Below are 25658 nucleotides of genomic sequence, written 5' to 3'. Positions count from 1 at the left end.
TTTTTCTTTTTTAAGCTCCTACTGGAACTGTTGAGTTAGACAATTTTAATAACCTTCCTTTTAGGTCAAAAATTCCTAAAATTTGATCCTCTCCTTTTTTCGCAACTATATTGTTTCCTGATACCTCAACCTCATATCCTTTTTGAACTAAATAGCAAAACAATGCGTGCTTGTGTTCAAAATCCATACGAGTTGTTGTTTTTGAAAAATGTGAACAAATTAAAGCCGGAATATTTATCTCTTTTTCATCCACTACATCAGTGTAAAGCAATACATATACAGTTAGCCCTTTAAAAGGTAATGGTGCATAACAACTTGCCTGATTTACCCCAGTTGCTACAAATGAGAAGTAATGTCCTGGGTCGTGTTCTGTTTCTATTTTTGATGAAAGTAAGTCTTCTATCCCATGTCTCTCTCCTAGAGCTTTCATTTGTAATGAAGCTTCTAAAAATTGTTCTGGAATACCACTTTGCTTATTTGCCCAAGCCCACAACCATGATTGTTCATTGTGAGAGTAGGTTCCTAATACTTGCATTTTAAAGGTAAGATCTCCATAAGTTACCGTTCCTTGAAGCATATCACAAGTCCAAGGTAAATCTTCAACTATATCAGCTAAGTTATCTTGTTTTTCAAAAGCTAAAGCTACATATTGATTGTGCAACTGAGGCAAACTTAATTTTATAGTGTTATCTACCTTTCCTCCTGCAATATTATTTGGGTTTTCATTACTCTCAACACTAGCTTCGCTTCCTGCAAATTCTTCTAAATGAGTTTCTAAAAGATGTACAATTCTTTCCGTTTTCTCTTCCACCTTATCAGCATTCATAATTGGGCTGTGATTAATGGTTAATACCCCATCTACAAAAGTGATTGCTCTTTCTAAATTATGCTCGTTGTTTTCATTAACAATCTTTACTTCTTTTAATCCATTTTTTAGCAACTCTCCCCCAATTTCATCAATGTTAACTGCTTTGATAGCTTCTATTAACGGTTGAAAATATATTTTTGGAAACGTATCATTGTAAAGGTGAGAAAACTTATCTTCTACCAATGTATCCCACACTATGTTTAACGATACGTTAAATCCTGCTTTATTATTTATTTCCGCTTCTAATGCTGGAAATGATTCGTTTTTAAATGTTTGAACTGCTCTTTTTTCTTTAAGACCCATTTTTTAATAATTTTATTATTCTACAATACTTTTTCTATCTTTTCAATAAAAAGATTCTCTAATTCTTTTGGCAATACTTTAGTAATTTCAATCCCAATTTTTAAAACATTTCCTTCTTTAGTTACTTGTAATGTTCTTGTATTAGTAATAGCAACTGTTTTTATTTCTTTCCATGCTGCTAACCCCATTTCATCCTCTACTATTAACTGTTTTGCTTTTAATAAGCTTGCAATAACATCTTTACAATTTAATCGAGCGTTTGCTTCTTGTAATGCTGGTTTTTCAAATGATAAATTAATCGTTGCCTCTAACAAAGGCTCTTGCTCAAGAGTCCATCTTTTTAATTGTAAAACACTTATGGGATCTTCTCCTAAAGGACGGCTAATATTTCCTTTTGATAATGAAACTGCTATTTTTTTAGGATGCTTAATTCGTAAAACAGATACTTCTTGAAGATCGAAAAACAATACTTCTTGTTCTTCGGTTTTCATACACACAAATGTTCGGTATTCTTCTTTGGTAATGTCTACTATAAAGCCTTCTACATAAAGTCCATTTTTTAGTGATAAAGCAATTTTTAATTGCTTTTTTTCACTAAACAGACCCTGAATTATAGCTGCTGGCGATTGCGCTTTAAATTGATTGATATAATCTGTTTCCATAGCAATTTTATTTTTTTGGTATGAATTACTAGACTATAAGTTGTTTTCTAATAAATCAACAAGTGCATCTGTTCTGTCTTGAACTTTATCTGCATTTAAAATTGGACTATGATTTACTTGTAAAACTCCTTCTTCAAAGGTGTAAGCATGCGTTGGGTTGTGATAATCGTCTTTATTGGTAATAACCACTCTTTTTAACGATTCTGTCAATGCTTCTTTCCCCATATCATCTGCAGTTATGGCAGAGAAGGCATCAATAAGTGGTTGGAAGTAAATTTTAGGATAACTATCATCATATAAGTGTAAAAACTTATCTTCAAACATGGTTTCCCACTCTACATCAATTATTACATCAAAACCTGCTGCGTCGTTTATTTGTTGTTTTAAAGCAGGATATTTTTCTTCTTGAAAAGTTTTTGTAAATCTTTTTTCTTTAAGTCCCATATGATTGTTTTTTAAGGTTATTTTCTATTATTCACCTCAAAACTACATGGAACTTTAGCGCTATTTTAATGAGTTTTATATGTGTTACTTTTTATTTTGTATTCGTATTAAAATTCTCTAAAAACTGTTTTAAATATGTTTTCTTTCTTGATGATAAAGGAATTTTCTCGCCACTTGATAATTTAACTGTATTGGCACTTACTGAAGCTAAATATTTTATATTAATTAAGTGAGATTGGTGTACTCTAGCAAAGGCATGGGTGCTTAAAATATTTTCGTAATACTTTAAGTTTCTAGCACTCATTATTTTTTTATCTGTAGTATAAAAAAGCGTATAACTTCCGTCTGATTGGCAACGTACAATATCATCTACATGTAAAAAATGTTGCTCTTCGGTAGTTTTAATAAGCAATGTTTTTTGAGCCTCTTTTTTATCAAACTCGTTTATTTTGCTTAGTGCTTTCGTGTACTTTTTCTCTTTTTCAAAGTCCGCTCTAAAACGCTCTATACAAGCATTTAATTCGTCTGAATCTATAGGTTTTAATAAATAATCTACCGTATCAAACTTAATAGCTTTTATTGCAAATTCATCGTACGCTGTGGTAAATATCATTTTAAAGTTTATGGTTTCTAAGGCCTCTAATATTTGAAAAGCATTTCCGCCAATCAACTCAATATCTATAAATACTAAATCTAAATCATTATTACTCAAAAAATCGATTGCTTCATTTACATTATCTATTTTTGCTACAATTTCTATATCCTTTTGGGTGTATTGCAACAGTTTTGTTAATGTATTTAATGCATTAAACTCATCTTCTATTATAGCAGCTTTTATCATTTTACAACTTTAATTTAAATACAACTTTGGTTCCTGAAGGATTTCCTTCTTTATCACACAAATCTTCTATAACAAAAGATTTTTCTTCTCCTTTTTTTCTTATTTGTAGTCTTTCTATAAAAATATCGGTAGCATGTAAATCTTTTGCTACTTTTTCTTGACTCATTTTTTGTTCTCTTCCTACTCCGTTATCTTCTATTTCAAAAAACAGTTCATCTGCTGTTTTTCGAATATTTAAGTTCAATATTCCTCCTGATTTCTTTTCTTTTAAGCCATATTCAATAGCATTTTCAACAAAAGGCTGTAACAACATAGGAGGTACTTTTAATTGTTTTGTATCACAGTTTTCAGAAATATTTATATGATAACTAAAACTATTATTAAAACGTAGCTGCTGTGTATCTATGTAGTTAGAAATCATAGCTAGCTCTTCTTCTAAGCTAATTTCTTCTTTCCGAACATAATCAAAATTTTGACGAATAAGCTTTGAAAACTTAGCTATATAATTTGATGATTTTACTGGATTTCCTTCCAATGTAATATTTTGAATCGCCGCTAAGGTGTTGAATATAAAATGTGGATTCATTTGAGCTCTCAACAAACGTTGCTCCAATTTTGATGCTTTATTTGCAGCCAGAAGTTTGTTATTATAACCAATGAACAATGCTATAGTTAAAGTAAGTAGCAACGATACAATAGCACTAATTCCTAACCACAGGTTTTGTTTATTAATTTCTTTTTGATGTGCTAAAGCTATTTCTTTCTCTTTTACTTTATAATTTACGTTTGCAAAATGAAGTAACTCTTGATTCTGTTTTTTGTTCTTCTGTACTTCTATACTATCTCTAATTATTTGATGATGAAGTGCTTCTCTATATTGTTTCTTTAAAATAGCTATGGATATTAACTTATCTCGTATTTCTAATTCTTCTGTAAGATTTTTCTTACTCTTGTAAATTGACATGGCCTTGTTGTAATTTACCTCTGCCGAATCTAACTTATTGGTTACTAAAAAAAGGGTTCCTAAACCTTTGTATGGAGCTCCGTTAATTGTTTTAATTTTTTGGTTAAGTTTTACTGCTCCTCGTAAAAACTTCTCTGCTTCGTCAAAACGTTTTGCTTCCAAATACGTGTATCCAATATTATTAAGAACACTTACGATAGTTTTTGGATCTTTCGCTGACTCACCCAAGGCTAATGCTTCTGAAAACTGTTCTAAGGCTTTGTTGTATTGCTTTAACATTAAATAAACACCAGCAATATTACTTTTAATTGCTATAATTGAGTTAGGGTCATTTGGGTCGGTAAATAATTCTTCAGACCTTTTTATGTAAAACAATGCCTGTTTGTAATCTTTTAATATAAAATGAAGATTAAATAGCTGATTATTTGCCTTTGCTTGTAGTCGGGTATTTTCTATTTTTTCGCCTATTTCTAAAGCCTCTAACGCATACTTTTGAGCATCTTCTAGCTCATTTAGCTTCATACAAGTAGCACTTAATGTTATTAAGCTCCTTCCTTTGTTATAATCATCTTTAAGATTTGTAAATAATTTATAGGTTTCTAAGTGTATGTTTTTTGCCTCTATTAACTTATCGTTCAGGTAAAAAAGTTCTCCTTTGCTAAACAACAATAAAGCCCTGTTTTTAGAATTTTGTTTCTTTTCTAATAAACTATCTATTTTTCTTAATCCTTCTTTTGGTTTTTGTTGAGAAATACTATCAACAGCTAATAAATACTCTTGTAAGTCTTTATCTACATCATTTCTTTTACAGGCTGAAAAAACTAAAAGGGTACAGGCGATATATAAAAAGTAGCTTCTTTTAAACAATGGCATTTTTTTGTAAGTAATTAGCCAACTAAAATAATTATATATTTTCATTTCACCTCCTTATCCACCACTTTAACAAAACGTTTATAAAATAATAGTATGCGTTTATAAAACACCTAAAAGCCAGCCCCAAATATCTAAGATATTTGACTAAAAAATTAAATTATTAATAATGAGTACAGTTGAAACTATAGAAGAAGTTATTAAAACAGGATCTTGTAATTTAACGAGTTTTGAAAAAATTGAGGAAATTTCTAAACCAAAGGTTAGTATTGATGGGGCTTATCTTTTAATTTATAATTGGCCAGACGACCCTAGTGGTGCTAACACTACTATTCACGTTGATCTTACCTATTTATTTATACATAACGACCAAGAATACAAAGCTGTTACAAGAACAAAGTTTTATGATTTTGATGTTGCTAAGTTTGAAAACTTACCTAAAAAATACTTTATAACTGAATACCATAAATTGGTAGAGCAAGCTTTGATATTATCTAAACAAAAAATAGAAGAAAAATTTGAAGAACCTTTAAGCTCTATTATTCCGTTTAGTTTTAGCCGAGAAGATTCTATTTTATTAGCTATAAATGCAGGATATTCGAGACAGATTGATTACGTATAGACACCCAAACTAGGTGTTGATTATTCCCCTAACTCTCTCAGTTATCAATGTACATACATTGGTAACTGATTTTTTAGTCCTTTAATACAAACTCATACAGTTTACTGCTTCCTATTTTATCAGCTTCATCTGTTATATAAAGAGTTCTTTCATCTTTAAAAGTAACACCTTCTTTTTGAGATATATGATTGAATGTATGTTCTTTTATATCTCCACTAAAAAAATCATCTCCTTTAAAATTGGTAAATACAAATACAGATTGATGTGTTAGCAAAACCACTTTTTGTTTATCTGGTGATATTGCTGCTGCGGTTATTACACAATGAGCATCGCTGCAATTAGTATAATCAGAAATGTATGTTGCTATATGTTCTCCTTTTGTGGCAGGAACTTTATATAACATTGTTTTTCCGTATCGATCTTTTACTCTACTTTTTGTAAATATGTATAGAAGTCCATCTTTGTAGATTAAGGATTCTGCATCAAAAAAACGGTCTTTCTTTTTGGGCGGAAACTTGGTTTGATTAGGGTATGAAAATTGTATTTTTTCCACCTCAACACCATCTTCATTTAACAAGTCTTCTTTCTTGATTTTTAGAATTACTAAGTTCTTTCTTTTGTTATTATTGTTTCCAAAATCGGCAATATATATGTTTCCATCGTCGTCAGAAGTTATGTCTTCCCAATCATAATTTTTAGCGTTTATTGATATAGTTTTTTCAATTTTACCTTCAGAAGCAACTCTGTATAATTCAGATTTATTGCCACTATCATTTACCATCCAAATTTTATCAGAATTTGGTTCCTTTTGAATTCCAGAAACCTCATCGAGTAACTTAGGTAAATTCGTGACAACACTAAGCTGCCCGTAGTTTTGACAACCTAAAAGAATAAATAAAAAGAAAAATATACTGAGTTTTTTCATGTACAAACTACCAGCCTCCTGTAGCACCACCACCACCAAATCCGCCGCCGCCAAAGCCTCCTCCGAAGCCACCGCCACCGAAACCTCCAGACGATCCACCTCCAAAGCTTCCGCCACCGAATCCGCCTCTTCCTGCGTTGCTTAGAATGATGATATCTAGTAAATCTCTAACAGAATCTGTTTTTCTATAATTTCTTCCTCCTCCACGATTTCCTCTATTCCCACTAGAAATAATAATGAAAAACACTATGAGAATAATTATAAAGACAATAAAACCAAAACTATTTCCTTTAGTTTGTTTTCTACTTCCTTTATACTCACCACTCATCACCTTAAAAATGGCTTCTACTCCGCTATCTAATCCAGCGTAATAATCTCCCTTTTTAAAGTAAGGAATAATATCATATTCTATAATTTGACGAGAAACATAATCAGTAAGTAAATGTTCGGTTCCGTAACCTGTTCTAATAGTTACTTTTCGATCTTTTTGGGCAAGTAACACAAACACCCCATTATCTTCTTTCTTTTGTCCAATCCCCCATTCATGTGCCCAATTGGTTGCTAAATACCCTATATTCTCTCCTTCTGTAGAATTAATAATTGCCACCACTACTTGTGTTGATGTAGTATCTGAATATTTAATGAGCTTATTTTCTAAACTTGCTTTTTGACTTGGAGATAATAAATTGATATAGTCGTAAACACTCGTTTGAAATTTTGGCTTTTCGGGAATTTTGTACCCTTGTGAAAAAAGAGTTTGTCCACATAAAAATGCAATAAAAAAAAGAACAACTTTTAAGCTCTGTAACTTGTTTGCTCTTTTATGTAATAACGTTATATTCTTTATCATACTTATTCCTTCTGGGAAGGTTTTATCCTTTCGATATTTCGTTACTCAACTCATTTTCATCATCTGTAGCCCAAGGAAAATGAGCTTTAAGTTCATTTCCTGCTTTCAGAATGCCATCTATAATTCCTTGTTTAAAATTCCTTTGTTTAAACTGATTTTGGATGACTTCTTTGGTTGTTTCCCAAAAGTCTGTAGGAACAACGGCATTAATACCTTCATCTCCATAAATTACAAACTTATGATCGTCAACAGCAATATAAAGCAATACGCCGTTTCGTTGTTGGGTATTAAACATTTTAAGCATTTGAAATACTTCTAGTGCTCTATCGTAATGAGAAATGGCAGTAGTTTTCTCTATATGTACACGAATTTCACCAGAAGTATTTCGTTCTGCTTGTTGTATAGCTAGAACAATTTCTTCCTCTTCTTTAGCAGTAAGAAAATCTTCTACGTTAGACATATATTAGTTTTTAAAATCGAAATCTACATCTACAGCTTTTTCTGATCCTGCGTCAGCTTTATAACGTGCCATTTCTGTTAAGTTAAACATTCCTGCTAATAAATTTCCAGGAAACATTTTAATATGTTTGTTATAAATATTTACAGCTTCATTGTAACGATCACGAGCTACATTAATACGATTTTCTGTACCTTCTAACTGACTTTGTAATTCTAAGAAGTTTTTGTTTGCTTTGATATCAGGATAACGTTCAACAGATACTAATAATTTTGATAAAGCACCGCTTAACCCTGTTTGTGCTTGTTGAAATTGTGCCATTTTTTCTGGCGTTAAGTCACCTGCATTTATATTTACAGAAGTTGCTTTTGCTCTTGCGTTAATAACTTCTGTTAATGTACTTTTTTCAAAGTCAGCTGCTCCTTGAACTGTTTTTACTAAGTTACCTATTAAATCGTTTCTTCTTTGGTAAGAACTTTCTACATTAGACCAAGTTGTTTTGGCATCTTCTTGATAGGTAACTCCTGTGTTATAAAATCCTTTTGCCCAAGAGTAAATACCAAATACTAGAACTCCAATAACAATTAAAGGCACTAACCATTTTTTCATAATTTTTGATTTTTTATAATTGATTTTTAATTTTTATTAATTCAGCTTTCACTGCTTCTAATCTACTAATAATTTCCTGATTGCTTACGACTTTCGTAGGATTTTTCTTCAGCTTTTGTTTTGCTCCATCTAGAGTAAAACCCCTTTCTTTTACAAGGTTATAAATAATTTTGAAGTTGTTTACATCTTCTTTAGTAAACAATCTATCTCCTTTCGCATTCTTTTTAGGATTGATAATTTCAAATTCTTTATCCCAAAATCGAATTAAGGAACTGTTTACTCCAAAAGCTTTGGCTACTTCTCCTATTTTGTAATATCGTTTGTCAGGTAAGTCAATGTGCATTTTTCTCAGCTTCTATAAAATTAGTCGTACGATTGACCTTTTTGTTGCGAAGCTTTTTGCATAGCTACAAATTCTTCAGGTGTTAAATCTCCGTAGTAATAATAAATCGGGTTAACTGGTCTACCATTTTTATGTACTTCGTAATGCAAGTGAGGTGCTGCAGAACGACCTGTATTTCCTACGTACCCTATTAAATCGCCACGTTTTACTTTTTGTCCTTTTTTGGCTACAATCTTATTCATATGAGCATAAATAGTTTCATACCCATAACCATGATTAATATACACAACATTTCCAAAAGTTGAGCTTCTGTGTGCCTTCTTAACTACACCATTTCCAGAGGCAAAAATTGGAGTACCTGTAGGTGCGGTAAAATCCATACCATTATGCATACGCCACGATTTTAAAATAGGATGTAAACGCATACCATACCCAGATGCCATTCGTGTTAAATCTTCATTTTTTACTGGCTGAATTGCAGGTATAGAAGCTAACATTTTTTCTTTAGCTTTTGCTAACTCAACAATCTCATCTAACGATTTAGATTGTACTACCATTTGTTTTGATAAAATATCAAGCTCTTTAGTTACTTTTTTTACCATAGAACTGTTATCAAAACCATCTAAGTGTTTATATCTGTTTACTCCACCAAAACCAGCTTTACGTTGCTCTTCTGGTATAGGACTCGCTTCAAAATAAGTTCTATAAATATTGTTATCTCTATTTTGTAATTCACCCAAAATCTCAGAACTTTCTTCCATCTTTTTAGAAAGTAACTCATAGTGAAGTTTTAAATTTTCTAATTCTCTTTTTTGGGTACGTTCTTTAGGAGACATCAAAAATTGACTAAATCCTATAAAACCAAAAAAAGCAATTAATAAAACACTTAGTAACCCTAAAAACGTTTTTTTATACTTTTCGCTTCTTTTTACCTCTATCTTTCGATAGGATAAAGTCTCTGGATCGTAATAATATTTTACTTTTGCCATAATGCTAAATGTACTATTTTTGTGCTTTTTAAATTAAGCATCCTTAAGGGGATGTACAATTTGGAAACTCACAAATTTACAAAATCTTTTAAAACTTCTTTTTTCGAGCAGTTTTTTAGAAATATTTTAACAAAACCCAGATACTAAGAGTTGTATGAAATCTCAAGATATTAGAGCTAAATTTTTAGAATTTTTTAAATCAAAACAACACGATATTGTTCCTTCTGCACCTATGGTGTTAAAGAACGATCCTACTTTAATGTTTACTAACTCTGGTATGGCACCATTTAAAGAGTACTTTTTAGGAAACGCCACTCCAAAAAATAATAGAATTGCCGACTCTCAAAAATGTTTACGTGTTTCAGGTAAACATAACGATTTAGAAGAAGTTGGTTACGATACTTACCACCATACTATGTTTGAGATGTTAGGTAATTGGAGTTTTGGCGATTACTTTAAAAAAGAGGCTATTGCTTGGGCTTGGGAATTGCTAACTGAAGTTTACAAAATAGATAAAGACATTTTATATGTAACCGTTTTTGAAGGTGATGAGAATGACGGTACAAAGATGGATCAAGAAGCGTATGATATATGGAAAGAATACATTTCTGAAGATCGTATCTTAATGGGTAATAAAAAAGATAACTTCTGGGAAATGGGAGAACAAGGTCCTTGTGGTCCATGTTCAGAAATTCACGTTGATATTCGTTCTGCAAAAGAAAAAGCTAAAATTGATGGTAAATCATTAGTAAACGAAGATCATCCTCAAGTTGTTGAAATCTGGAACTTAGTATTCATGCAATACAATCGTAAAGCAGATGGTTCATTGGTTGAACTTCCTGCGAAACATATTGATACTGGTATGGGATTTGAGCGTTTATGTATGGTACTACAAGGGGTTCAATCTAACTACGATACAGATGTTTTCACTCCTTTAATCAGAGAAATTGAAACAATTACAGGTACTGATTATGGTAAAGACGAAAAAATAGACATTGCTATTCGTGTTATTGCCGACCATGTTCGTGCCGTAGCTTTTGCTATTGCAGACGGTCAATTACCAAGTAATAACGGAGCAGGATATGTAATCCGTCGTATTTTACGTCGTGCAGTCCGTTATGCGTTTACCTTCTTAAACAAAAAAGAACCCTTTATTTATAAGCTAGCTGAAACATTAGCTCATCAAATGGGCGATGCTTTCCCTGAAATTAGAAAACAAAGTAATTTAGTTAGTAATGTAATTAAGGAAGAAGAAAGTTCTTTCTTACGTACCTTAGATCAAGGTTTATTATTACTAGACCAAGTTATTGAAACAACCAACGGAAAAGTAGTTTCTGGTAAACGTGCTTTCGAATTATATGACACTTACGGATTTCCTTTAGATTTAACACAGCTAATTGCTCGTGAAAAAGGGTATGAAATTAATGAAGAGGAATTTAATGCAGGTATGAAAGCTCAGAAAGAGCGTTCTCGTGCTGCTTCAGCAAGTGAAACGGGTGATTGGGTTATTTTAATTGAAGATGATGTTGAAGAGTTTATTGGATACGATATGCTAACAGCTAACGTAAGATTAACTCGCTATAGAAAAGTTACCACAAAAAAAGACGGAGACCAATATCAACTAGTATTTAACATGACTCCTTTTTATCCAGAAGGAGGAGGACAAGTTGGTGATAAAGGCCATATAGAATCTCCTAACGGAGACATTATTCACGTGTTAGATACTAAGAAGGAAAATAATGTAATTATTCATTACACGAAACACCTTCCTAAAAACTTACACGAAACATTTAAAGCAATTGTTAGTGGTGAATTTAGAAGATTAGCTGCAAGCAACCACTCAGCTACACACTTATTACACCAAGCGTTAAGAGCTATTTTAGGAGATCATGTGGAGCAAAAAGGATCATTAGTAAACCCTAACTACTTACGTTTCGACTTTTCTCACTTCTCTAAAGTAGATAAAGATCAATTAGAAGCTGTTGAAGAGTTTGTAAATGCTCGTATTCGTGAGAATCTTCCACTACAAGAACAAAGAAACATACCAATGCAAAAAGCTATTGACGAAGGTGCTGTAGCTTTATTTGGTGAGAAGTATGGAGACAGTGTTCGTACCATTCGTTTTGGACAATCAATGGAATTATGTGGAGGTACACACGTACAACAAACTGGTGACATTTGGTATTTCAAAATAAAATCGGAAGGTGCTGTTGCAGCTGGTATTCGACGTATTGAAGCAATTACCAATGTTGCTGTTGGTGATTATTTTGAAGATGTTGAACGTAACTACGATGCTGTAAAACAGTTATTAAAGAATCCTAAAGATGTATCCAAATCAGTTAGTAGTTTACAAGATGAAAACGCAGCTTTAAAAAAGCAAATTGAACAATTACTAAAAGACAAAGCTAAAAACATGAAAGGTGAACTTAAAAACCAGTTACAAGAAGTAAATGGGGTTCAGTTTTTAGCAACTAAAGTAGATTTAGATCCAAACAGTATTAAAGATTTGATGTTTGAATTAGGAGGAGAAGTTAATAACTTATTCTTGTTATTTGCTACTGCTCCATCAGAAGATAAAGCTATGTTAACTTGTTATATTTCTAAAGACTTAGCTAATGAAAAAGGATACGATGCTGGAAAGGTTGTTAGAGAGTTAGGAAAACTAATCCACGGTGGTGGTGGTGGACAAAATTTCTTTGCAACCGCTGGTGGTAAAAACCCTGGAGGAATTCCAAAAGCATTAGAAAGAGCAAAAGATTATATCGCTTAATACATACTAAAAAGGTTCAGAAAATTCTGAACCTTTTTTATTGCAGTGCGTTTTTATATGTACTTATCGCTCGTTCTCTCGCAAATTTATGTTCCACTATTGGTTGCGGATAGGTTAGCTCATCAAAGTCTTTCACCCATTTTCTAACATACTGTAAATCTTTATCAAACTTTTTTAATTGAGATTCGGGATTAAACACTCTAAAATACGGAGCTGCATCGCAACCCGTACCTGCCGCCCATTGCCAATTTCCGTTATTTGCTGACAGATCATAATCCAATAACTTTTCTGCAAAGTAAGCTTCTCCCCAACGCCAATCTATTAATAAATGTTTGCATAAAAACCCAGCAGTAATCATACGAACTCTGTTATGCATGTACCCTGTTTCATTTAACTCTCGCATACCTGCATCTACCATGGGATACCCTGTTTTACCTTCACACCATTTTTTAAATTCTTCTTCGTTATTTCTCCAAGGAACTGCATCGTACTTTTGTTTGAAGTTCTGGGTTACTACTTTTGGAAAATGATATAGAATCTGCATAAAAAACTCACGCCAAATCAGTTCACTTAAAAAAGTTTGGTTGGTTTTTAAAGCAAAACGAACCATTTTTCGAGTACTTAACAGTCCAAAACGTAGGTATGGTGACAAGTATGAAGTTTTATCTTCAGCAGGAAAATCTCTCACCTCATCATACAAATCCAAATTAGATAAGTTATATGGTTTTACTTTAATCTTACTTTCTTCAAAACCTATGGAAGCTAATGGTGGAAATTCAGATGAAAACTGATAAAAGTTAGCTAAGTCTATCGTAAAATCTTGCGTATCTTTCTTTTCAGAGAAGTTTTGCAACCACTTGTTTTTATAGGGAGTGAAAACTGTATATGGAGTTCCGTCATTTTTTAAAACTTCGTTTTCTTCAAAGATTACTTGATCTTTAAAAGCATTAAATCTTATTCCTTTTGATGTTAAAAAGTCAGCTATTTCCTTGTCTCTTTTAGTTGCGTAAGGTTCGTAATCTTTATTTGTATAAACTCCCTGAATCGTATATTCTTCTACAAGTTTTCTCCAAACCTCTAGAGGTTTTCCTTTTTTAATTATAAGAGATGATCGATACTCTCTTAATTCTTTATCAAGCTTTTGTAGCGTTTGATAAATAAACGTTACACGTGCATCATTTTTAGGAAGACTTTCTAAAATATCTTTATCAAAAATAAATAATGGTACAACTTTATTTCCTGATTGAAGCGCTTCATGCAATCCTTTGTTATCCTCTAAACGTAAATCTCGACGAAACCAAAAAATCGATACTTTATTTTCCATTAAATAATTTTTCTAACGTACTATAACGGTGTTTAAATATTCCTTTTAACTGCCTTTTTATAAAGATTGACTGGGCTATATGTCCTAAAAAACCGAAAGGTATTTTGTATGATATTTTGTCTTTCATCAATGTTTTTCCATTTGGCAACTCTTCAAACCAGTGTTCGTGATGCCACATGCTATAGGGACCAAATCGCTGTTCATCTATAAAAAAATGCTGCTCTTTTACTTGTGTAATTTCAGTAACCCAACTAGACTTAATCCCAGGTAGAATCCCTATTTTATATGTAATTATTTGCCCTGCATACGCTTTTTTATTAACCTCAGAAGTTATTTGAAAGCCCATATGTGAAGGAGTTATTTTTTGTAAGTTTCCTGGAGAACTAAAAAAATCCCACGCTTGCTTCAACGGAACGTTTAAAATTTGCTCTGTTGATAAAGTATAAATTCCTGAATGTTTTTTGAAATAAATCATTATAACAGTTTGGTGATTTTCTTACTCATTGGCTTGGTAATTGAATAAAAAACATCAATTAGCCTTCCTTCTTCATCTACCAAATATTTTTGAAAATTCCATTTTACTGAAGAACTCATTTTTCCATTTTTCTCTTTTTGCGTTAACCATTGGTACAACGGGTGTTGATTTTCTCCTTTAACTTCAATTTTTTCTGTCATAGGAAAATCTACTCCATAGTTGACACTACAAAATGATTGAATTTCTTTTATTGTTCCTGGTTCTTGTCCTCCAAATTGATTACATGGTAAACCTACAATTACTAACTTATCTTTGTGTTTTGAGTATAGTTCTTGTAAACCTTCATACTGATTTGTAAAGCCACATTTTGATGCTACATTTACAAATAGTATTTTCTTTCCTTTAAATTGATTAAGGTCTAAGTTTTTTCCATCAATTCCCTCAATTTTTATATCGTATAACGATTCTTTAGGAGCAACTGTTTGTGCTTTTCCTGAAAAACTAAATAATGCCATGATTAAGAATATTTTTACTGTGTTCATTTTATTGAATTGCTATTTTTATTATTTCTAACGAAAATTTTTCGTCTTTTTTGTTTCCTATTAAAACTGCTACTTCTTTTATTTGGTTAGCAGAAAAATTACCAAAGCTTAACTTTCTACCTCTAAAAGCGGGATAAAATCCTTTTAGTGGTAGTACAATTTCTTGTTCTTGTTTGTTGGTTCTGAATGCTTGCACATAAGAATAACGTTGAGATTCGTCTGACTTTAATCGTAATTGATATTGCTTATCATCTCCTTTTACTCTTAATATAATTTTTGAATGTTGGTTATTTAAATTTATAGCTGTTGACATTTTGGTCATAGCAAACCCTCCATTATTCTCAGTTGAAACTCTTCCTGAGAAAACAAGATTTCCTTCATCATTAATCTTAACGGATGAATTAGAAACACCCCCCATTACAGTATCGTTAGTGATATACCACTTTTGTGTGTTGTTGTCTTTGTCAAAAATTATAATTTCATCATTCAAACACATAAGAAAACTTAGAATTAAAAACCATTTCATTTTCTACATTTTTACACTTACAATTCCAGCATCAATGGGAATTATTTGTCCTGTCATTGACGCAGCTACGTCTGAAAGTAAAAAGGTTGCCAATCCTGCTACTTCTTCTGCTTTTAAATATTTTTTTAGCGGATGCCTATTTTGTAAACTTTCTTGTTGTTTTTCATTTCGTAATAAACGAGCAGCCAATGGTGTATCAGTTACTGTAGGAGCAATGGCATTAAATCGGACTTTGGTTGCATATTCTGCCGCTAATGATTTTGTTAGTCCTTCAATTGCTGATTTACTTGTTGCGATACTTGCATGAAAAGGCATTCCTAAAAACGAAGCTACAGTACTAAACAACACAACGCTTCCTTTATTTTTTGTCAAAGCTCCTTCATAAGCTTTCAGTGTTTTAATTGCTCCTATTACGTTTATTTCTAAATCAGCTTGAAAATCAGCTATTTTTAATCTTGAAAATGATTTTAAATTAATGCTTCCTGGACAATATACCAATCCATGTACTTCCTCTAACTCTGGAAGTTCATCTTTTGTTATATCACAAGTGTAATGTGTTATATGTTGATGAGTTTCTGGTTGGGTTCTACTTATATTGATAATTTTATGAGTGTCTTTTAAATCATCAATAATTGCTTTACCAATGCCACTACTGCCTCCTACTACTACAATTGTTTTCATAATTACGCTTTTATTAAATGATTAATCATTCCTTTAAATACAAATGCATGAAAAGGTAAAACGCTATACCAATACATTCTTCCCCAAATTCCTTTGGGTCTAAAAATGGCTCTTTGATGTAACTTACCTTTTTCTATTTTAAATTCTAACCATGCTTCACCAGGCAACTTCATTTCTGCAAATAAAATCAATCGTTTATTTTTTTTATCTGCTAACAATACTCTCCAAAAATCGAGTGGATCTCCTGGTTCTAATTCAGTGGGGTGTCTTCTACCTCTTCGTAATCCAACACCTCCAAAAAGTTTATCCACGTATCCTCTTATCTTCCAAAGAGAATTAAACTTGTACCACCCTGTTTCTCCTCCGATGCTCCAAATTTTGTGTAATGTGTTCTCCTCGTTTTGTATTTCTCTAACTCTTATGTCTTTAAAACAGCCGTATTGAGGTATTTGTATATGTTTTGCCAATTGATCGTGAAAAACTCCACTACTCATGGCATCTTTCCAACTAGAAATTACTTCGTTTTGCTCTATTTTTTGAAATGCTAATGCTACTGCTTCTTTATAGGTTATGGGCTCCACATTAAGTAACGTATTAATGTTACTTGGTTTTGCGATTACTTCAACCTTCATACTATCCACTAAGGCTTGTGCTAGGTTAAAAGATGTAGATGTTACAAAATATAACCAATAGGAAGATAGTTTTGGTGTTAATACTGGAAGTGTATAAATGTATCTTTTAAACCCTCTTACCTCAGCAAACTGTAACAACATTTCCTTATAGGTTAGTATCTCAGGACCGCAGATATCAAAAGATTTATCGTAGACCTCTTTAACTTGTAAACTATTTTCTAAAAAGGCTAATACATCTCTAACTGCAATAGGTTGTGTTTTCGTTTTTAACCATTTTGGTGTTACCATTACCGGAAGCTTTTCTACGATATCTCTTATAATTTCAAAAGAAGCACTTCCACTTCCTACAATAATTCCTGCCCTAAAGGTCGTTAAGGCATAACTGTTTGATTGTAACTCTTTTTCTACTTCGTATCTTGATTTTAGGTGCTTGGACAGCGAATTGTCATTAACTATTCCGCTTAAATACACCACTTGCTTACAATTAGTAGATTCTAATAGTTTTTTAAAATTCTGTGCACAGGTTAATTCTAAGTTTTCAAAATTTTCTGATGTCGTCGCCATCGAATGAATTAAATAGTACGCAGCATCAATATCTTTAGGAAAAACTGTATTTTCTGTATTTAAAAAATCTACTTTTATAAAAGTAACGTTCGGATTGTTTTCAAACTCATCTGGTATTCTATCTAAATCACGAACACAACAGACTAATTGATGGTTATTTTCCAACAACCTAACAATTAATCGTTTTCCTATATAACCTGTTGTGCCTGTAACTAAGATTTTCATTCCTTTGGTCTTTGATATGATAATCTTGTATAGTTTTCTGCAACCATATAGGTATCTAATCCATTAATTGCAGCTACTTTTTCTTTGGATAGGTTTAAAAAACCATCTTCTGAAAGCATATTGTCATTAAAATACAAATCAGTAACTTCTCCCAGAACTAAAATAGTTCCGTTAGCTTTTATATGATGTTCTTCTAAAAACTTCATTCCTATTTGTAAGGGTGACTCTGCTACAAATGGAGCATGGAAGTTATTTTTAAATTCTTCCGAAAGTGTTGTTTTATCAAATTCTGAAATTTCTGACGGATATTTAGCCGAGGTGTGATGCGCTTCTTCTATTATTGCTTCATTAATAGCATTAATTGTGTAGTAACCCGTTTCTTTGATATTGTTATATGTATTCCTCACAACGGTTGTGGGACGTAGCACAAAACCTAGTATTGCTGGACTTGAACCATAATGCACTACAGAGCTAAACACCGCTACATTGGTAATATCGTCATTAGATTTTGTCGCAATAAGATTTGCTGGTTTATAACCAGAAATACTATTCATCAAATTTATTTTATAAAGATGAGGAAACTCGTCTATTTCTTGACGCGTAATATGCATTATATCGTATTAAAATTATTGATTTTTACCTTGTTAGCTTTTAAATTGTGCATTAGGTTATACAAACCAAAAAATGTTCTATTAATGTAAATAAAGTGTTTTGACCCTCTATTCCCATTCATCTTTTTTAGTTCTGTACTCTTGGCATATTTTTGACCTAAATCAGCTATTTTTCCAAAGAAAATCTCATCAGAAAAATCAAATTCTTCTTGCTGAAAAGGTTGTGTAAAGAGTGATAACATCTCATAAAAAAGTGACTTAAAAAAGGTTATTTCTTCTGGAGTATCGTCTTTTCTTAAGATTTCTAACTCATACAGTTTGCTTTCAAAGAAGGTAGGGTTATCTATATTCTCTCGTTTTGCTAATTCAAAATAAGGCACATAAAAACTTTCAGGAACTTCTTTCATGCATCCAAAATCAATTACAATAAGTTCGTTTGATTTGGATACTAAAAAGTTTCCTGGATGTGGGTCTGCATGTACTTTTTTTAGCTTGTGCATTTGGTACATGTAAAAATCCCACAAAGCCTGCCCTAGTTTGTTTGAAACATCTTCAGTTTGTTCTTCTTTAGTAAATTCTGACAGGTGAACCCCATCCATCCAGTCCATCGTTAAAATTCTATCTGATGACAAGTCTGGATAGTAGCTTGGGAATTTTAAATTTGGAATATGTTTACATGCATCAGCAATTTCATTACTCTGAGCTAGCTCTAATTCATAATTAGTTTCCTCTAAAAGTTTGTCTTCAACTTCTTTGAAGTATTCGTCAGAGCCCTCACCTTTAATGTTAAACATTTTCATTGCAATGGGTTTTACCATTGCTAAATCGGTTGAAATACTATCCGCTACTCCAGGATACTGAATTTTTACAGCTAACTTTTTTCCATCTTTCGTCGCTTTATGAACTTGTCCTATACTTGCTGCATTTACTGATTCTGCCGTAAACGTATCAAAAACTTCATTAGGTGTTTTGCTGAAGTATTTTTTAAATGTTTTGGTTACCAAAGGTCCTGATAATGGCGGTACTGAAAACTGAGATAATGAGAATTTTTCTACATAAGCATTGGGTAAAATATTCTTTTCCATACTTAGCATTTGCGCTACTTTTAATGCTGAACCTTTTAGTTCTTTTAACCCATCATAAATATCGGTAGCATTATCTTCATTAAGCTGCTTTTTAGCTTCCTCTTCTGATTTAGTGATTTTATTACCGTAATATTTAGCATAATTTACACCTACTTTTACCCCTGTTGAAACTAGTTTTGTAGCACGTTCTATTTTTGAGGTTGGTATTTTATTTAGCGTTTTCATACCATTGGTGATTTTTCTTTCCACAAAAACTTTGCTAAATCAATCACACTTTTTACAGGTGCTATTTGCTGAATATCAAAACTTGCTTTGACTGATTTTTCTATAAAAAGATCTGTTTTTTCAAAATTAGGTGATTCATCATCTATCCAAAATTTTAAGATCATTAGTAACTGCATCCAATATCCTTCTGCAACAGTTTTATCTTGAATTTTATTTACTTTTTCATTTTTAAAGTCAATTTTTTCAAGATCTAATCCGTTTACAAAATCAATAAATTCTACTCGCAACTCTTTCAATACAGATAATCTTGAAAAGTCGGTTTTCATTTCCTTGAATTGCAACAACACGTACGATCTGTTAGCTGTTAACAGTTCAAAAAAAGTAAAGTAAAAACTTAATAGTTTATCTTTTGATGAATAGTCTTTGTATGCCTCTGTTTTATGCAATAAGTGAATAGTTTCTTTTGCAAAAACTCCGAAAATAGCTTTTTCTAAACTTTCAAAACTTGAAAAATGTTTGTAAAAATCTGCCTCTTCAAAGTTGTTTTCTTGCGCGAAAGAAAATATGGAGTTTGGTTTACCTGCTGATAGTACAGCGTTCATATACCATTCTATTATTTTTTCTTGAGTTATGTTCTTTTTTTTTGCCATGATTTAATTGTTTAATACAATGTATGCGTTTAGGCTAGTTGCAATCGTCATCCATATTAGATATGGAAGAATAAATAGTGTGTACCATTTTACTTTTTTTAAATACTCAAAAGTGAAATAACCTACGAGTATCCACAATAAAGCGATTACTACTAAACCTAGTTTTGTTAAATGTTGATTGAAGAAAATATAATTCCAGCTTACATTTAAAATCCATTGGTCTATATATAAAATGAGTACTTTTTTGTTTAAAAATTCATGTTGAAAACTCACTTTAGTCATATATACAGAAAACAATACCATAATGGTTGTCCATGCTGCTCCAAAAACCCATCCTGCCGGTGTCCATGGAGCTTTGTTTAAAGATAAGTACCAATCTGTTCTTGGCCCTTCGTTCATTAACCAAGCTCCAATAGCTAAAGCTGAAAAATTAGCTATTAGGAATATTAAAAATCGTATGTATTTATTTTCTTTCAAGTTTTTTTCTTTTTAAAGAATTGAAGATTAACTGTACTGAAAACAACATTGTAAATGCATAAAAAATGTCTTCAAAGGGTATGGTGAAAATTCTAAATCCTAAGTTTTCTGAGTTGTTATACCAAACAACTGGTTCTTCTATAAAGCTTCCTGTTAAAATTCCGTTGACGATTAAAAAAGGAACTAATATTACCAAGAAGCTTGGATAATATTCTTGTAACGTATTCAAATGATATTTTAACGCATAAGCCAACAGCAATAGGAATAGCATAAAGTTAACTGTTGTATACCACTTTCCGAAGTTAAAAATCAATAATAAACTCACTAAAACTATGAGTAAAAAGCTTATGATTACTGTCATTGACTTTGACATTTTAAACTTTGGAAATAAAAATTTTAATGCTTCATGTGTAAATAAACATGCATAAGGTATACAAAAGAAGAACATCCATTCTTCTATTGGCATGTGCAGTAATTTTAAGGATAAATGGTAATCAGGGTTAAAACCCCACACTCCTATTTGCGTAAACCAACTGTCCCAAATCAAAAAAAACAAGGCGACTAATAAAATACTAAGCGCTGCTTGTTTGAAATATTGTATAAAGTGTAATTTTTTTTCAAAAACACTATATAATAGCGGAATACTTAAACTACCTAGGTTTAATATTAGATACAAATACTGACTCACTGTCTTTTATTAAAGTATTTAAAGGGAACAAACAACATACCGAAACATTCTCCGTCGTGTTTTCCCAAATGTTTGTGATGAATTTTATGTGCTTTTCGTAATCCTTTTAAGTATTGGTTATTTGTTTTGTCAAACCACTTAAACCTTCTATGAATTAATACATCGTGTACCAAGAAATAAGCAATACCATAAAATAATATTCCCAGACCTATAAAAAATAAAACATTTAATTCTGGATGAATTCCAAAATAAAAAAGCAACATACTGGGAATAGCAAAAACCACGAAAAAGGCATCGTTTTTTTCAAACACATGTGGGTATCCTGGTTGATGATGATCTTCATGTAAATACCATCCAAAACCATGCATTACATATTTATGAGTACACCAAGTAACTCCTTCCATAACAATAAATGTTAGTGTAGTAACTGCTATGTAAATTACTATATTCATAATGATGTATTGTTAATTATATATGTATGTAAATAATTTGTACTGTCTTTTTTTTGGAGTGCTTCTTTTAAAAACTGTTTATCTTTTTTTATAGACGATTTATATCCTAAAATACTTGGTGTATTTTCTTGTATTACTAAGCGAACATATCTTAAATGAATATTGTTAGGATTCTTTGAAATTAGTGTTTCTAGTTTATTTTTTTCTGTATTAAAAACTTTCAATTTACTCCACGGCATCATTCTATATTTTGCCTGTTTCATTTGTAAAGAAACTACATAGGCTTGTATACTTACTTCTTTATTGTTTTTATATTTTTTTATGTAAGATAATTCTGCATCTTTAGTAGCTAATTCATGGTATTCTACAACAAAATCAGGTGCATTATTGAAGCCTATAATCGACATAAAAAACAGTACTCCTAAGATAGCACTTTTTATCATATTAAATTCAATTTATACCTTACATAACTTCTTGCTAGAAGATTAATTTTCATAGGGTTTGAAATTCGAATTCTAGTATCCATAATTTTTGTTGAAGGCGTATCTTGCAGTTTCTTTAATAACTTTTTATAATACCTATACGCCATGTACACTCCAAACTTTGCTTCAACTGGCAGCTTTAAAATACCATTTTTATAAGCAAAGTCAAAATCGTTTTCTATTTCTTTAATAATTGTATTTTTTCCTTCTGCACTTAAATCTCCAAAATTGATGTTTGGAAAATAAGATCTATTCAATTCGTTAAAATCTTCTTTCAGATCTCTTAGAAAATTTACTTTTTGAAACGCTGATCCTAATCGCATTGCAGGCTCTTTTAGCTCCTCGTATTTTTGCTGATTTCCATTTACAAAAACCTTTAAACACATTAATCCAACAACATCCGCAGAACCATAGATATATTCATTATACTCTTCTGTAGTTGTATATTCTGTTTTGTACAAATCAGCTTTCATACTTTTTAAAAACGACTGTACTAAATCATCAGAAATTTTATACTTATTTACAGTATGTATGAAAGAGTTTAGAATAGGATTTAAACTAATTCCTCTATTCTTAGATTCATAATAATCTCTTTCAAATTTTAATAGTAATTGCTCTTTATCATATTTATGAAAAGAGTCTACTATTTCATCCGCAAAGCGCACAAAACCATAAATATTATAAATATCCGCACGTATTTTGGGTGATAACATCTTCGTGGCTAACGAAAACGAGGTGCTATACTTTTGAGTTACTAACTTACTACATGCGTAAGAAACCTCATCAAATAATTGTTTCATTTTTGTACGTTTTTAAAATTAAATCTGAAGCTATTTTTCCTGAAATTAAAGACGGAGGAACTCCTGGTCCTGGTACTGTTAACTGTCCTGTAAAAAATAAATTCTTTACCTTTTTACTTTTTATCTTGGGTCTTAAAAATGCTGTTTGCGTTAAAATATTTGCTAAACCATAGGCATTTCCTTTATATGAATTATACTCCTTTATAAAATCATTTACACAGAAGCTTTCTTTAAACAACACGTGTTCTTTAACGGATTGATTTGTTAATCTTTCTAACCTCTCTATTATAATGTTAAAATAGCGCTCTCTTAACTCTGGAGTATCTTCTATACCTGGCGCTAATGGAATTAAAAAAGTAGCAGCTTCTTTTCCATTAGGCGCAAAAGAACCATCTGTTATTGAGGGAAAGCTCGCATAAAACAATGGTTCTTTTGGCCAACTGGGAACATCATATATTGTTTTTGCATGCACATCAAAATCTGTGTCAAAAAACAGTGTATGGTGACATACATTTTTTAATTTCTTATCAAACCCTACATAAAAGAGTAATGATGAAGGCGCAAATGTTTTTTTATCCCAATAACTTTCTGAGTACTGTCTTAAATATTTAGGAAGTAGTGTTTCTGTATGATGGTAATCTGCCCCGCTTAACACTATATCGGATTCCATTAGTTTTCCATCTACCGCAACACCAATTGTATCTCCTTTATCATTTACTACAATCTCTTCTACATTTGCTTTAGTTTGAAACTCTACCCCTAAACTAGTAGCAAGCGTGGTCATAGCCTCAATTACCTTATACATACCTCCTTTTGGATGCCATGTACCCAAGCCAAAATCAGCATAATTCATAAAATTGTAAAAAGCAGGTGTATTACTAGGCTTTGCACCTAAAAACAATACTGGGAACTCTAAAATTTGAATCAGCTTCTTACTTTTAATTTTCTTTCTTACTTCATGTCTAATTGTAGAAAAAAACTGAAATATCTTCCCCATAGTAACTGGAGTTACTAATTCTAAAGGGGAAACACCAGGTTTATAGACTAAATCATTTATAGAAACATCATAATTATATTTTGCTGACTTTAAAAAAGACTGAAGATGTTTTGAACTTCCTTTTTCTTCTTTTTCAAAAACTTCATAAATCTCTTCTAGTGTTCCTGGAATTACAATTGAATCATTTATTCCAAAATATACTTCATAAGCCGGATTTAATCTTTCTAACTCGTAGTAATCTGATGGCTTCTTACCAAAATCTGCGAAAAACTTTTCAAAAACATCTGGCATCCAATACCATGTAGGACCTATATCAAAAGTAAACCCTTCTCTCAATAATTGTCTTGCTCTCCCACCAATGGTAGCATTTTTTTCTAACACAGTTACTTCATACCCAGCCTTGGCTAAATAACATGATGCCGACAAAGAAGAAAATCCCGAGCCTATTATGTATACTTTTTTTTTCAAAATCTTTATTATAAATATAATTAAAACAATCATAAGCGAGAAATAAATCTCGCTCACGATCAACTGTTTAACCTAAATATTACGGTAAAAGAACACTGCTCACAACGTGAACCACCCCATTTGTTCCTTGTACATCGGTTAAAGATATTGTTACTGATTGCCCTGAACTTGTATCTAATTTTGCTCCGCTAGATAAATCAACTGTAACTATATTGCCATCAAACATTGTAATTTCTTGATCGTCGCTTAATTCATCTGACTGCACATTTCCTCCCGCAAACACATGATACTTTAATACTGCTTCTAATGTTGCAATAGGAATATCTGCTAATGAATTCCAAGAATCATTACTATCTAGCAATGCTTGAAATGCATCATTTGTAGGTGCAAATATTGTATACGGCCCCTCTTGACTCAATAAAGAAACAAAATCTGTAGTATGACGGCTATCTGTTAATGCTGCTACCAAAGAAGTAAAACCACTATTATTTAACGCTAAGGTCACTACATTAGCTGGCAACATTACTTTATCTATTGTATGTATAACTCCGTTTGAAGCCATAACATCTGTAGCAATTGGTTTTGAATCCCCATTGAACTCCACTGCTCCATCAACTTCTACTTGTAATGACAACATATCATCATTTGGACCTGTTGATAAGGTATTCACATAAGTATTAGATAAATCTGCCGCTTTTACTTCACCACTTATCACATGAAATAACAATACCGACTTTAATGTTTCTACTGGAATATCATCTAATGAATTCCATGAGTCATTACTATCTAACAACGCCTGAAATGCTGTATCAGTTGGAGCAAAAACAGTAAAAGGTCCATCAGCTTGTAGTGCAGACACTAAATCAGCCTTTTGTAAAGCAGACACTAGGATACTTAGATTTGAATCTGCAACCGCTACATCAACTATAGACTTTGGCTTTTCTATAATCGGATCATCATCATTACTACATGACGTTAACAAACCAAAACTTAAAAACAAACCTAAAAACATCAATGATGTTAAATTCTTGATTTTCATAATTTCACACTTTAAATTAATACTTACTCTTATTTTTTTATAGTCTACTTTTCAGCTTCGGCAGACTTTGTTTATGTTTTTAGCAAATCTATTAAACAAAACAAGTTTAACTAAAAAAATATGTCTTGAAAATCAAAACATTATCCAAAATTACATTTTTTGTTTAACAAAAACAAAAAATAAGTAAACAAAATTTAA

29 protein-coding genes are annotated in these 25658 nt (G+C 31.6%); 2 read left to right on the top strand and 27 right to left on the bottom strand.

Translation table 11 applies throughout. From position 1 onward, the window contains the following. Positions 1–10: 10 nt before the first annotated feature. From N534_RS15455 to N534_RS0109875, 5 genes are all read right to left on the bottom strand, one after another. Positions 11–1171 carry a DUF6882 domain-containing protein gene (locus N534_RS15455; protein ID WP_197017711.1) on the bottom strand — a complete coding sequence of 387 codons (1161 nt, stop codon included), beginning with the start codon at positions 1169–1171 and terminating at the stop codon, positions 11–13. 20 nt (positions 1172–1191) lie between these two features. Then, positions 1192–1833, bottom strand: coding sequence for a hypothetical protein (locus N534_RS0109890; protein ID WP_028892336.1), 642 nt, complete (start codon positions 1831–1833; stop codon positions 1192–1194). Between the two features lie 33 nt (positions 1834–1866). Continuing rightward, complete coding sequence (locus N534_RS0109885) at positions 1867–2277, bottom strand: hypothetical protein (RefSeq protein ID WP_028892335.1); 411 nt, start codon at positions 2275–2277, stop codon at positions 1867–1869. Positions 2278–2368: 91 nt separating this feature from the next. Continuing rightward, positions 2369–3118 carry a LytTR family DNA-binding domain-containing protein gene (locus N534_RS0109880; RefSeq protein ID WP_028892334.1) on the bottom strand — a complete coding sequence of 250 codons (750 nt, stop codon included), beginning with the start codon at positions 3116–3118 and terminating at the stop codon, positions 2369–2371. 1 nt (position 3119) lies between these two features. Then, positions 3120–4955 carry a tetratricopeptide repeat protein gene (locus N534_RS0109875; RefSeq protein ID WP_038005954.1) on the bottom strand — a complete coding sequence of 612 codons (1836 nt, stop codon included), beginning with the start codon at positions 4953–4955 and terminating at the stop codon, positions 3120–3122. Positions 4956–5121: 166 nt separating this feature from the next. On the opposite strand from N534_RS0109875, the gene N534_RS14695 reads away from it, so the two are divergent. After that, positions 5122–5574 (top strand): hypothetical protein, encoded by a 453-nt coding sequence (locus N534_RS14695; protein ID WP_051435895.1) that lies wholly within the window; start codon positions 5122–5124, stop codon positions 5572–5574. A gap of 73 nt (positions 5575–5647) precedes the next feature. Here the strand turns inward: N534_RS14695 and N534_RS0109865 are convergent, their stop codons facing one another. From N534_RS0109865 to N534_RS0109840, 6 genes are read right to left on the bottom strand one after another with little or no spacing between them, the layout of a single operon-like run. Beyond that, positions 5648–6598, bottom strand: a complete 951-nt coding sequence (locus N534_RS0109865; RefSeq protein WP_231517318.1) for a hypothetical protein — start codon at positions 6596–6598, stop codon at positions 5648–5650. Next, the gene (locus N534_RS0109860) at positions 6507–7349 is read right to left on the bottom strand and encodes a YgcG family protein (protein ID WP_028892331.1); all 843 of its coding nucleotides are present in this window, start codon (positions 7347–7349) and stop codon (positions 6507–6509) included. The genes N534_RS0109865 and N534_RS0109860 overlap by 92 nt, the downstream gene beginning before the upstream one ends. Before the next feature lie 22 nt (positions 7350–7371). After that, the gene (locus N534_RS0109855; RefSeq protein WP_028892330.1) at positions 7372–7809 is read right to left on the bottom strand and encodes a TPM domain-containing protein; all 438 of its coding nucleotides are present in this window, start codon (positions 7807–7809) and stop codon (positions 7372–7374) included. A gap of 3 nt (positions 7810–7812) precedes the next feature. Further along, complete coding sequence (locus N534_RS0109850; protein ID WP_028892329.1) at positions 7813–8415, bottom strand: LemA family protein; 603 nt, start codon at positions 8413–8415, stop codon at positions 7813–7815. A 13-nt stretch (positions 8416–8428) separates the two neighbouring features. After that, positions 8429–8758, bottom strand: coding sequence for a MerR family transcriptional regulator (locus N534_RS0109845; RefSeq protein WP_028892328.1), 330 nt, complete (start codon positions 8756–8758; stop codon positions 8429–8431). A gap of 20 nt (positions 8759–8778) precedes the next feature. Next, a complete protein-coding gene (locus N534_RS0109840; protein ID WP_028892327.1) occupies positions 8779–9747 on the bottom strand; it encodes a M23 family metallopeptidase in 969 nt (322 codons plus the stop codon). Positions 9748–9901: 154 nt separating this feature from the next. Between N534_RS0109840 and alaS the strand changes: the two genes are divergently transcribed. Beyond that, positions 9902–12517, top strand: a complete 2616-nt coding sequence (gene alaS, locus N534_RS0109835) for an alanine--tRNA ligase (protein ID WP_028892326.1) — start codon at positions 9902–9904, stop codon at positions 12515–12517. Between the two features lie 37 nt (positions 12518–12554). On the opposite strand, the gene N534_RS0109830 is transcribed toward alaS, so the two are convergent. The 16 genes from N534_RS0109830 to N534_RS0109755 all read right to left on the bottom strand — a co-directional run bounded on the left by N534_RS0109830 (position 12555) and on the right by N534_RS0109755 (position 25460). Further along, positions 12555–13841, bottom strand: coding sequence for a deoxyribodipyrimidine photo-lyase (locus N534_RS0109830; protein WP_028892325.1), 1287 nt, complete (start codon positions 13839–13841; stop codon positions 12555–12557). Beyond that, positions 13831–14316 (bottom strand): SRPBCC family protein, encoded by a 486-nt coding sequence (locus N534_RS0109825; RefSeq protein WP_038005894.1) that lies wholly within the window; start codon positions 14314–14316, stop codon positions 13831–13833. Before N534_RS0109825 ends, N534_RS0109830 begins: the two co-directional genes overlap by 11 nt. Further along, complete coding sequence (locus tag N534_RS0109820; RefSeq protein ID WP_028892323.1) at positions 14316–14858, bottom strand: glutathione peroxidase; 543 nt, start codon at positions 14856–14858, stop codon at positions 14316–14318. The genes N534_RS0109825 and N534_RS0109820 overlap by 1 nt, the downstream gene beginning before the upstream one ends. Before the next feature lies 1 nt (position 14859). Continuing rightward, positions 14860–15384, bottom strand: a complete 525-nt coding sequence (locus N534_RS0109815) for a CIA30 family protein (RefSeq protein ID WP_081728308.1) — start codon at positions 15382–15384, stop codon at positions 14860–14862. Positions 15385–15387: 3 nt separating this feature from the next. Then, positions 15388–16065, bottom strand: a complete 678-nt coding sequence (locus tag N534_RS0109810; RefSeq protein WP_028892321.1) for an SDR family NAD(P)-dependent oxidoreductase — start codon at positions 16063–16065, stop codon at positions 15388–15390. A 2-nt stretch (positions 16066–16067) separates the two neighbouring features. Continuing rightward, positions 16068–17486 carry an SDR family oxidoreductase gene (locus N534_RS0109805; protein ID WP_028892320.1) on the bottom strand — a complete coding sequence of 473 codons (1419 nt, stop codon included), beginning with the start codon at positions 17484–17486 and terminating at the stop codon, positions 16068–16070. Then, positions 17483–18040 carry a flavin reductase family protein gene (locus N534_RS0109800; protein ID WP_231517317.1) on the bottom strand — a complete coding sequence of 186 codons (558 nt, stop codon included), beginning with the start codon at positions 18038–18040 and terminating at the stop codon, positions 17483–17485. Before N534_RS0109800 ends, N534_RS0109805 begins: the two co-directional genes overlap by 4 nt. A 56-nt stretch (positions 18041–18096) precedes the next feature. Then, positions 18097–19407: an AarF/ABC1/UbiB kinase family protein gene (locus N534_RS0109795; protein WP_028892318.1), complete on the bottom strand. Its 1311-nt coding sequence runs from the start codon at positions 19405–19407 to the stop codon at positions 18097–18099. Beyond that, complete coding sequence (locus N534_RS0109790) at positions 19404–20057, bottom strand: TetR family transcriptional regulator C-terminal domain-containing protein (protein WP_028892317.1); 654 nt, start codon at positions 20055–20057, stop codon at positions 19404–19406. The genes N534_RS0109795 and N534_RS0109790 overlap by 4 nt, the downstream gene beginning before the upstream one ends. A gap of 3 nt (positions 20058–20060) precedes the next feature. Further along, positions 20061–20534, bottom strand: coding sequence for a TspO/MBR family protein (locus N534_RS0109785; RefSeq protein ID WP_028892316.1), 474 nt, complete (start codon positions 20532–20534; stop codon positions 20061–20063). Next, a complete protein-coding gene (locus N534_RS0109780; protein WP_028892315.1) occupies positions 20521–21222 on the bottom strand; it encodes a lycopene cyclase domain-containing protein in 702 nt (233 codons plus the stop codon). The genes N534_RS0109785 and N534_RS0109780 overlap by 14 nt, the downstream gene beginning before the upstream one ends. Continuing rightward, complete coding sequence (locus N534_RS0109775) at positions 21219–21674, bottom strand: sterol desaturase family protein (protein ID WP_197017710.1); 456 nt, start codon at positions 21672–21674, stop codon at positions 21219–21221. Before N534_RS0109775 ends, N534_RS0109780 begins: the two co-directional genes overlap by 4 nt. Further along, complete coding sequence (locus N534_RS15100) at positions 21671–22117, bottom strand: hypothetical protein (protein ID WP_051435893.1); 447 nt, start codon at positions 22115–22117, stop codon at positions 21671–21673. The genes N534_RS0109775 and N534_RS15100 overlap by 4 nt, the downstream gene beginning before the upstream one ends. Then, positions 22114–22956, bottom strand: a complete 843-nt coding sequence (locus N534_RS0109765) for a phytoene/squalene synthase family protein (protein WP_028892313.1) — start codon at positions 22954–22956, stop codon at positions 22114–22116. The genes N534_RS15100 and N534_RS0109765 overlap by 4 nt, the downstream gene beginning before the upstream one ends. Then, positions 22940–24421 (bottom strand): NAD(P)/FAD-dependent oxidoreductase, encoded by a 1482-nt coding sequence (locus tag N534_RS0109760; RefSeq protein WP_028892312.1) that lies wholly within the window; start codon positions 24419–24421, stop codon positions 22940–22942. Before N534_RS0109760 ends, N534_RS0109765 begins: the two co-directional genes overlap by 17 nt. Positions 24422–24500: 79 nt before the next feature. Next, entirely contained in the window at positions 24501–25460 is a 960-nt protein-coding gene (locus N534_RS0109755) for a fasciclin domain-containing protein (protein WP_038005891.1), read from the bottom strand. Between the last annotated feature and the right edge of the window lie 198 nt (positions 25461–25658).

Origin of the sequence: Tenacibaculum sp. 47A_GOM-205m (assembly GCF_000518405.1) — a bacterium.
GTDB lineage: Bacteria > Bacteroidota > Bacteroidia > Flavobacteriales > Flavobacteriaceae > Polaribacter > Polaribacter lutimaris.
This window is presented reverse-complemented; position numbering and strand designations above follow the sequence as displayed.

What these genes read in the sequence shown, in the direction of transcription:
- N534_RS15455 (WP_197017711.1), bottom strand. Translation starts at nt 1,171, where the DNA reads ATGGGTCTTAAAGAAAAAAGAGCAGTTCAAACATTTAAAAACGAATCA.
- N534_RS0109890 (WP_028892336.1), bottom strand. Translation starts at nt 1,833, where the DNA reads ATGGAAACAGATTATATCAATCAATTTAAAGCGCAATCGCCAGCAGCT.
- N534_RS0109885 (WP_028892335.1), bottom strand. Translation starts at nt 2,277, where the DNA reads ATGGGACTTAAAGAAAAAAGATTTACAAAAACTTTTCAAGAAGAAAAA.
- N534_RS0109880 (WP_028892334.1), bottom strand. Translation starts at nt 3,118, where the DNA reads ATGATAAAAGCTGCTATAATAGAAGATGAGTTTAATGCATTAAATACA.
- N534_RS0109875 (WP_038005954.1), bottom strand. Translation starts at nt 4,955, where the DNA reads ATGCCATTGTTTAAAAGAAGCTACTTTTTATATATCGCCTGTACCCTT.
- N534_RS14695 (WP_051435895.1), top strand. Translation starts at nt 5,122, where the DNA reads ATGAGTACAGTTGAAACTATAGAAGAAGTTATTAAAACAGGATCTTGT.
- N534_RS0109860 (WP_028892331.1), bottom strand. Translation starts at nt 7,349, where the DNA reads ATGATAAAGAATATAACGTTATTACATAAAAGAGCAAACAAGTTACAG.
- N534_RS0109855 (WP_028892330.1), bottom strand. Translation starts at nt 7,809, where the DNA reads ATGTCTAACGTAGAAGATTTTCTTACTGCTAAAGAAGAGGAAGAAATT.
- N534_RS0109850 (WP_028892329.1), bottom strand. Translation starts at nt 8,415, where the DNA reads ATGAAAAAATGGTTAGTGCCTTTAATTGTTATTGGAGTTCTAGTATTT.
- N534_RS0109845 (WP_028892328.1), bottom strand. Translation starts at nt 8,758, where the DNA reads ATGCACATTGACTTACCTGACAAACGATATTACAAAATAGGAGAAGTA.
- N534_RS0109840 (WP_028892327.1), bottom strand. Translation starts at nt 9,747, where the DNA reads ATGGCAAAAGTAAAATATTATTACGATCCAGAGACTTTATCCTATCGA.
- alaS (WP_028892326.1), top strand. Translation starts at nt 9,902, where the DNA reads ATGAAATCTCAAGATATTAGAGCTAAATTTTTAGAATTTTTTAAATCA.
- N534_RS0109830 (WP_028892325.1), bottom strand. Translation starts at nt 13,841, where the DNA reads ATGGAAAATAAAGTATCGATTTTTTGGTTTCGTCGAGATTTACGTTTA.
- N534_RS0109825 (WP_038005894.1), bottom strand. Translation starts at nt 14,316, where the DNA reads ATGATTTATTTCAAAAAACATTCAGGAATTTATACTTTATCAACAGAG.
- N534_RS0109820 (WP_028892323.1), bottom strand. Translation starts at nt 14,858, where the DNA reads ATGAACACAGTAAAAATATTCTTAATCATGGCATTATTTAGTTTTTCA.
- N534_RS0109815 (WP_081728308.1), bottom strand. Translation starts at nt 15,384, where the DNA reads ATGAAATGGTTTTTAATTCTAAGTTTTCTTATGTGTTTGAATGATGAA.
- N534_RS0109810 (WP_028892321.1), bottom strand. Translation starts at nt 16,065, where the DNA reads ATGAAAACAATTGTAGTAGTAGGAGGCAGTAGTGGCATTGGTAAAGCA.
- N534_RS0109805 (WP_028892320.1), bottom strand. Translation starts at nt 17,486, where the DNA reads ATGAAAATCTTAGTTACAGGCACAACAGGTTATATAGGAAAACGATTA.
- N534_RS0109800 (WP_231517317.1), bottom strand. Translation starts at nt 18,040, where the DNA reads ATGAATAGTATTTCTGGTTATAAACCAGCAAATCTTATTGCGACAAAA.
- N534_RS0109795 (WP_028892318.1), bottom strand. Translation starts at nt 19,407, where the DNA reads ATGAAAACGCTAAATAAAATACCAACCTCAAAAATAGAACGTGCTACA.
- N534_RS0109790 (WP_028892317.1), bottom strand. Translation starts at nt 20,057, where the DNA reads ATGGCAAAAAAAAAGAACATAACTCAAGAAAAAATAATAGAATGGTAT.
- N534_RS0109775 (WP_197017710.1), bottom strand. Translation starts at nt 21,674, where the DNA reads ATGAATATAGTAATTTACATAGCAGTTACTACACTAACATTTATTGTT.
- N534_RS15100 (WP_051435893.1), bottom strand. Translation starts at nt 22,117, where the DNA reads ATGATAAAAAGTGCTATCTTAGGAGTACTGTTTTTTATGTCGATTATA.
- N534_RS0109765 (WP_028892313.1), bottom strand. Translation starts at nt 22,956, where the DNA reads ATGAAACAATTATTTGATGAGGTTTCTTACGCATGTAGTAAGTTAGTA.
- N534_RS0109755 (WP_038005891.1), bottom strand. Translation starts at nt 25,460, where the DNA reads ATGAAAATCAAGAATTTAACATCATTGATGTTTTTAGGTTTGTTTTTA.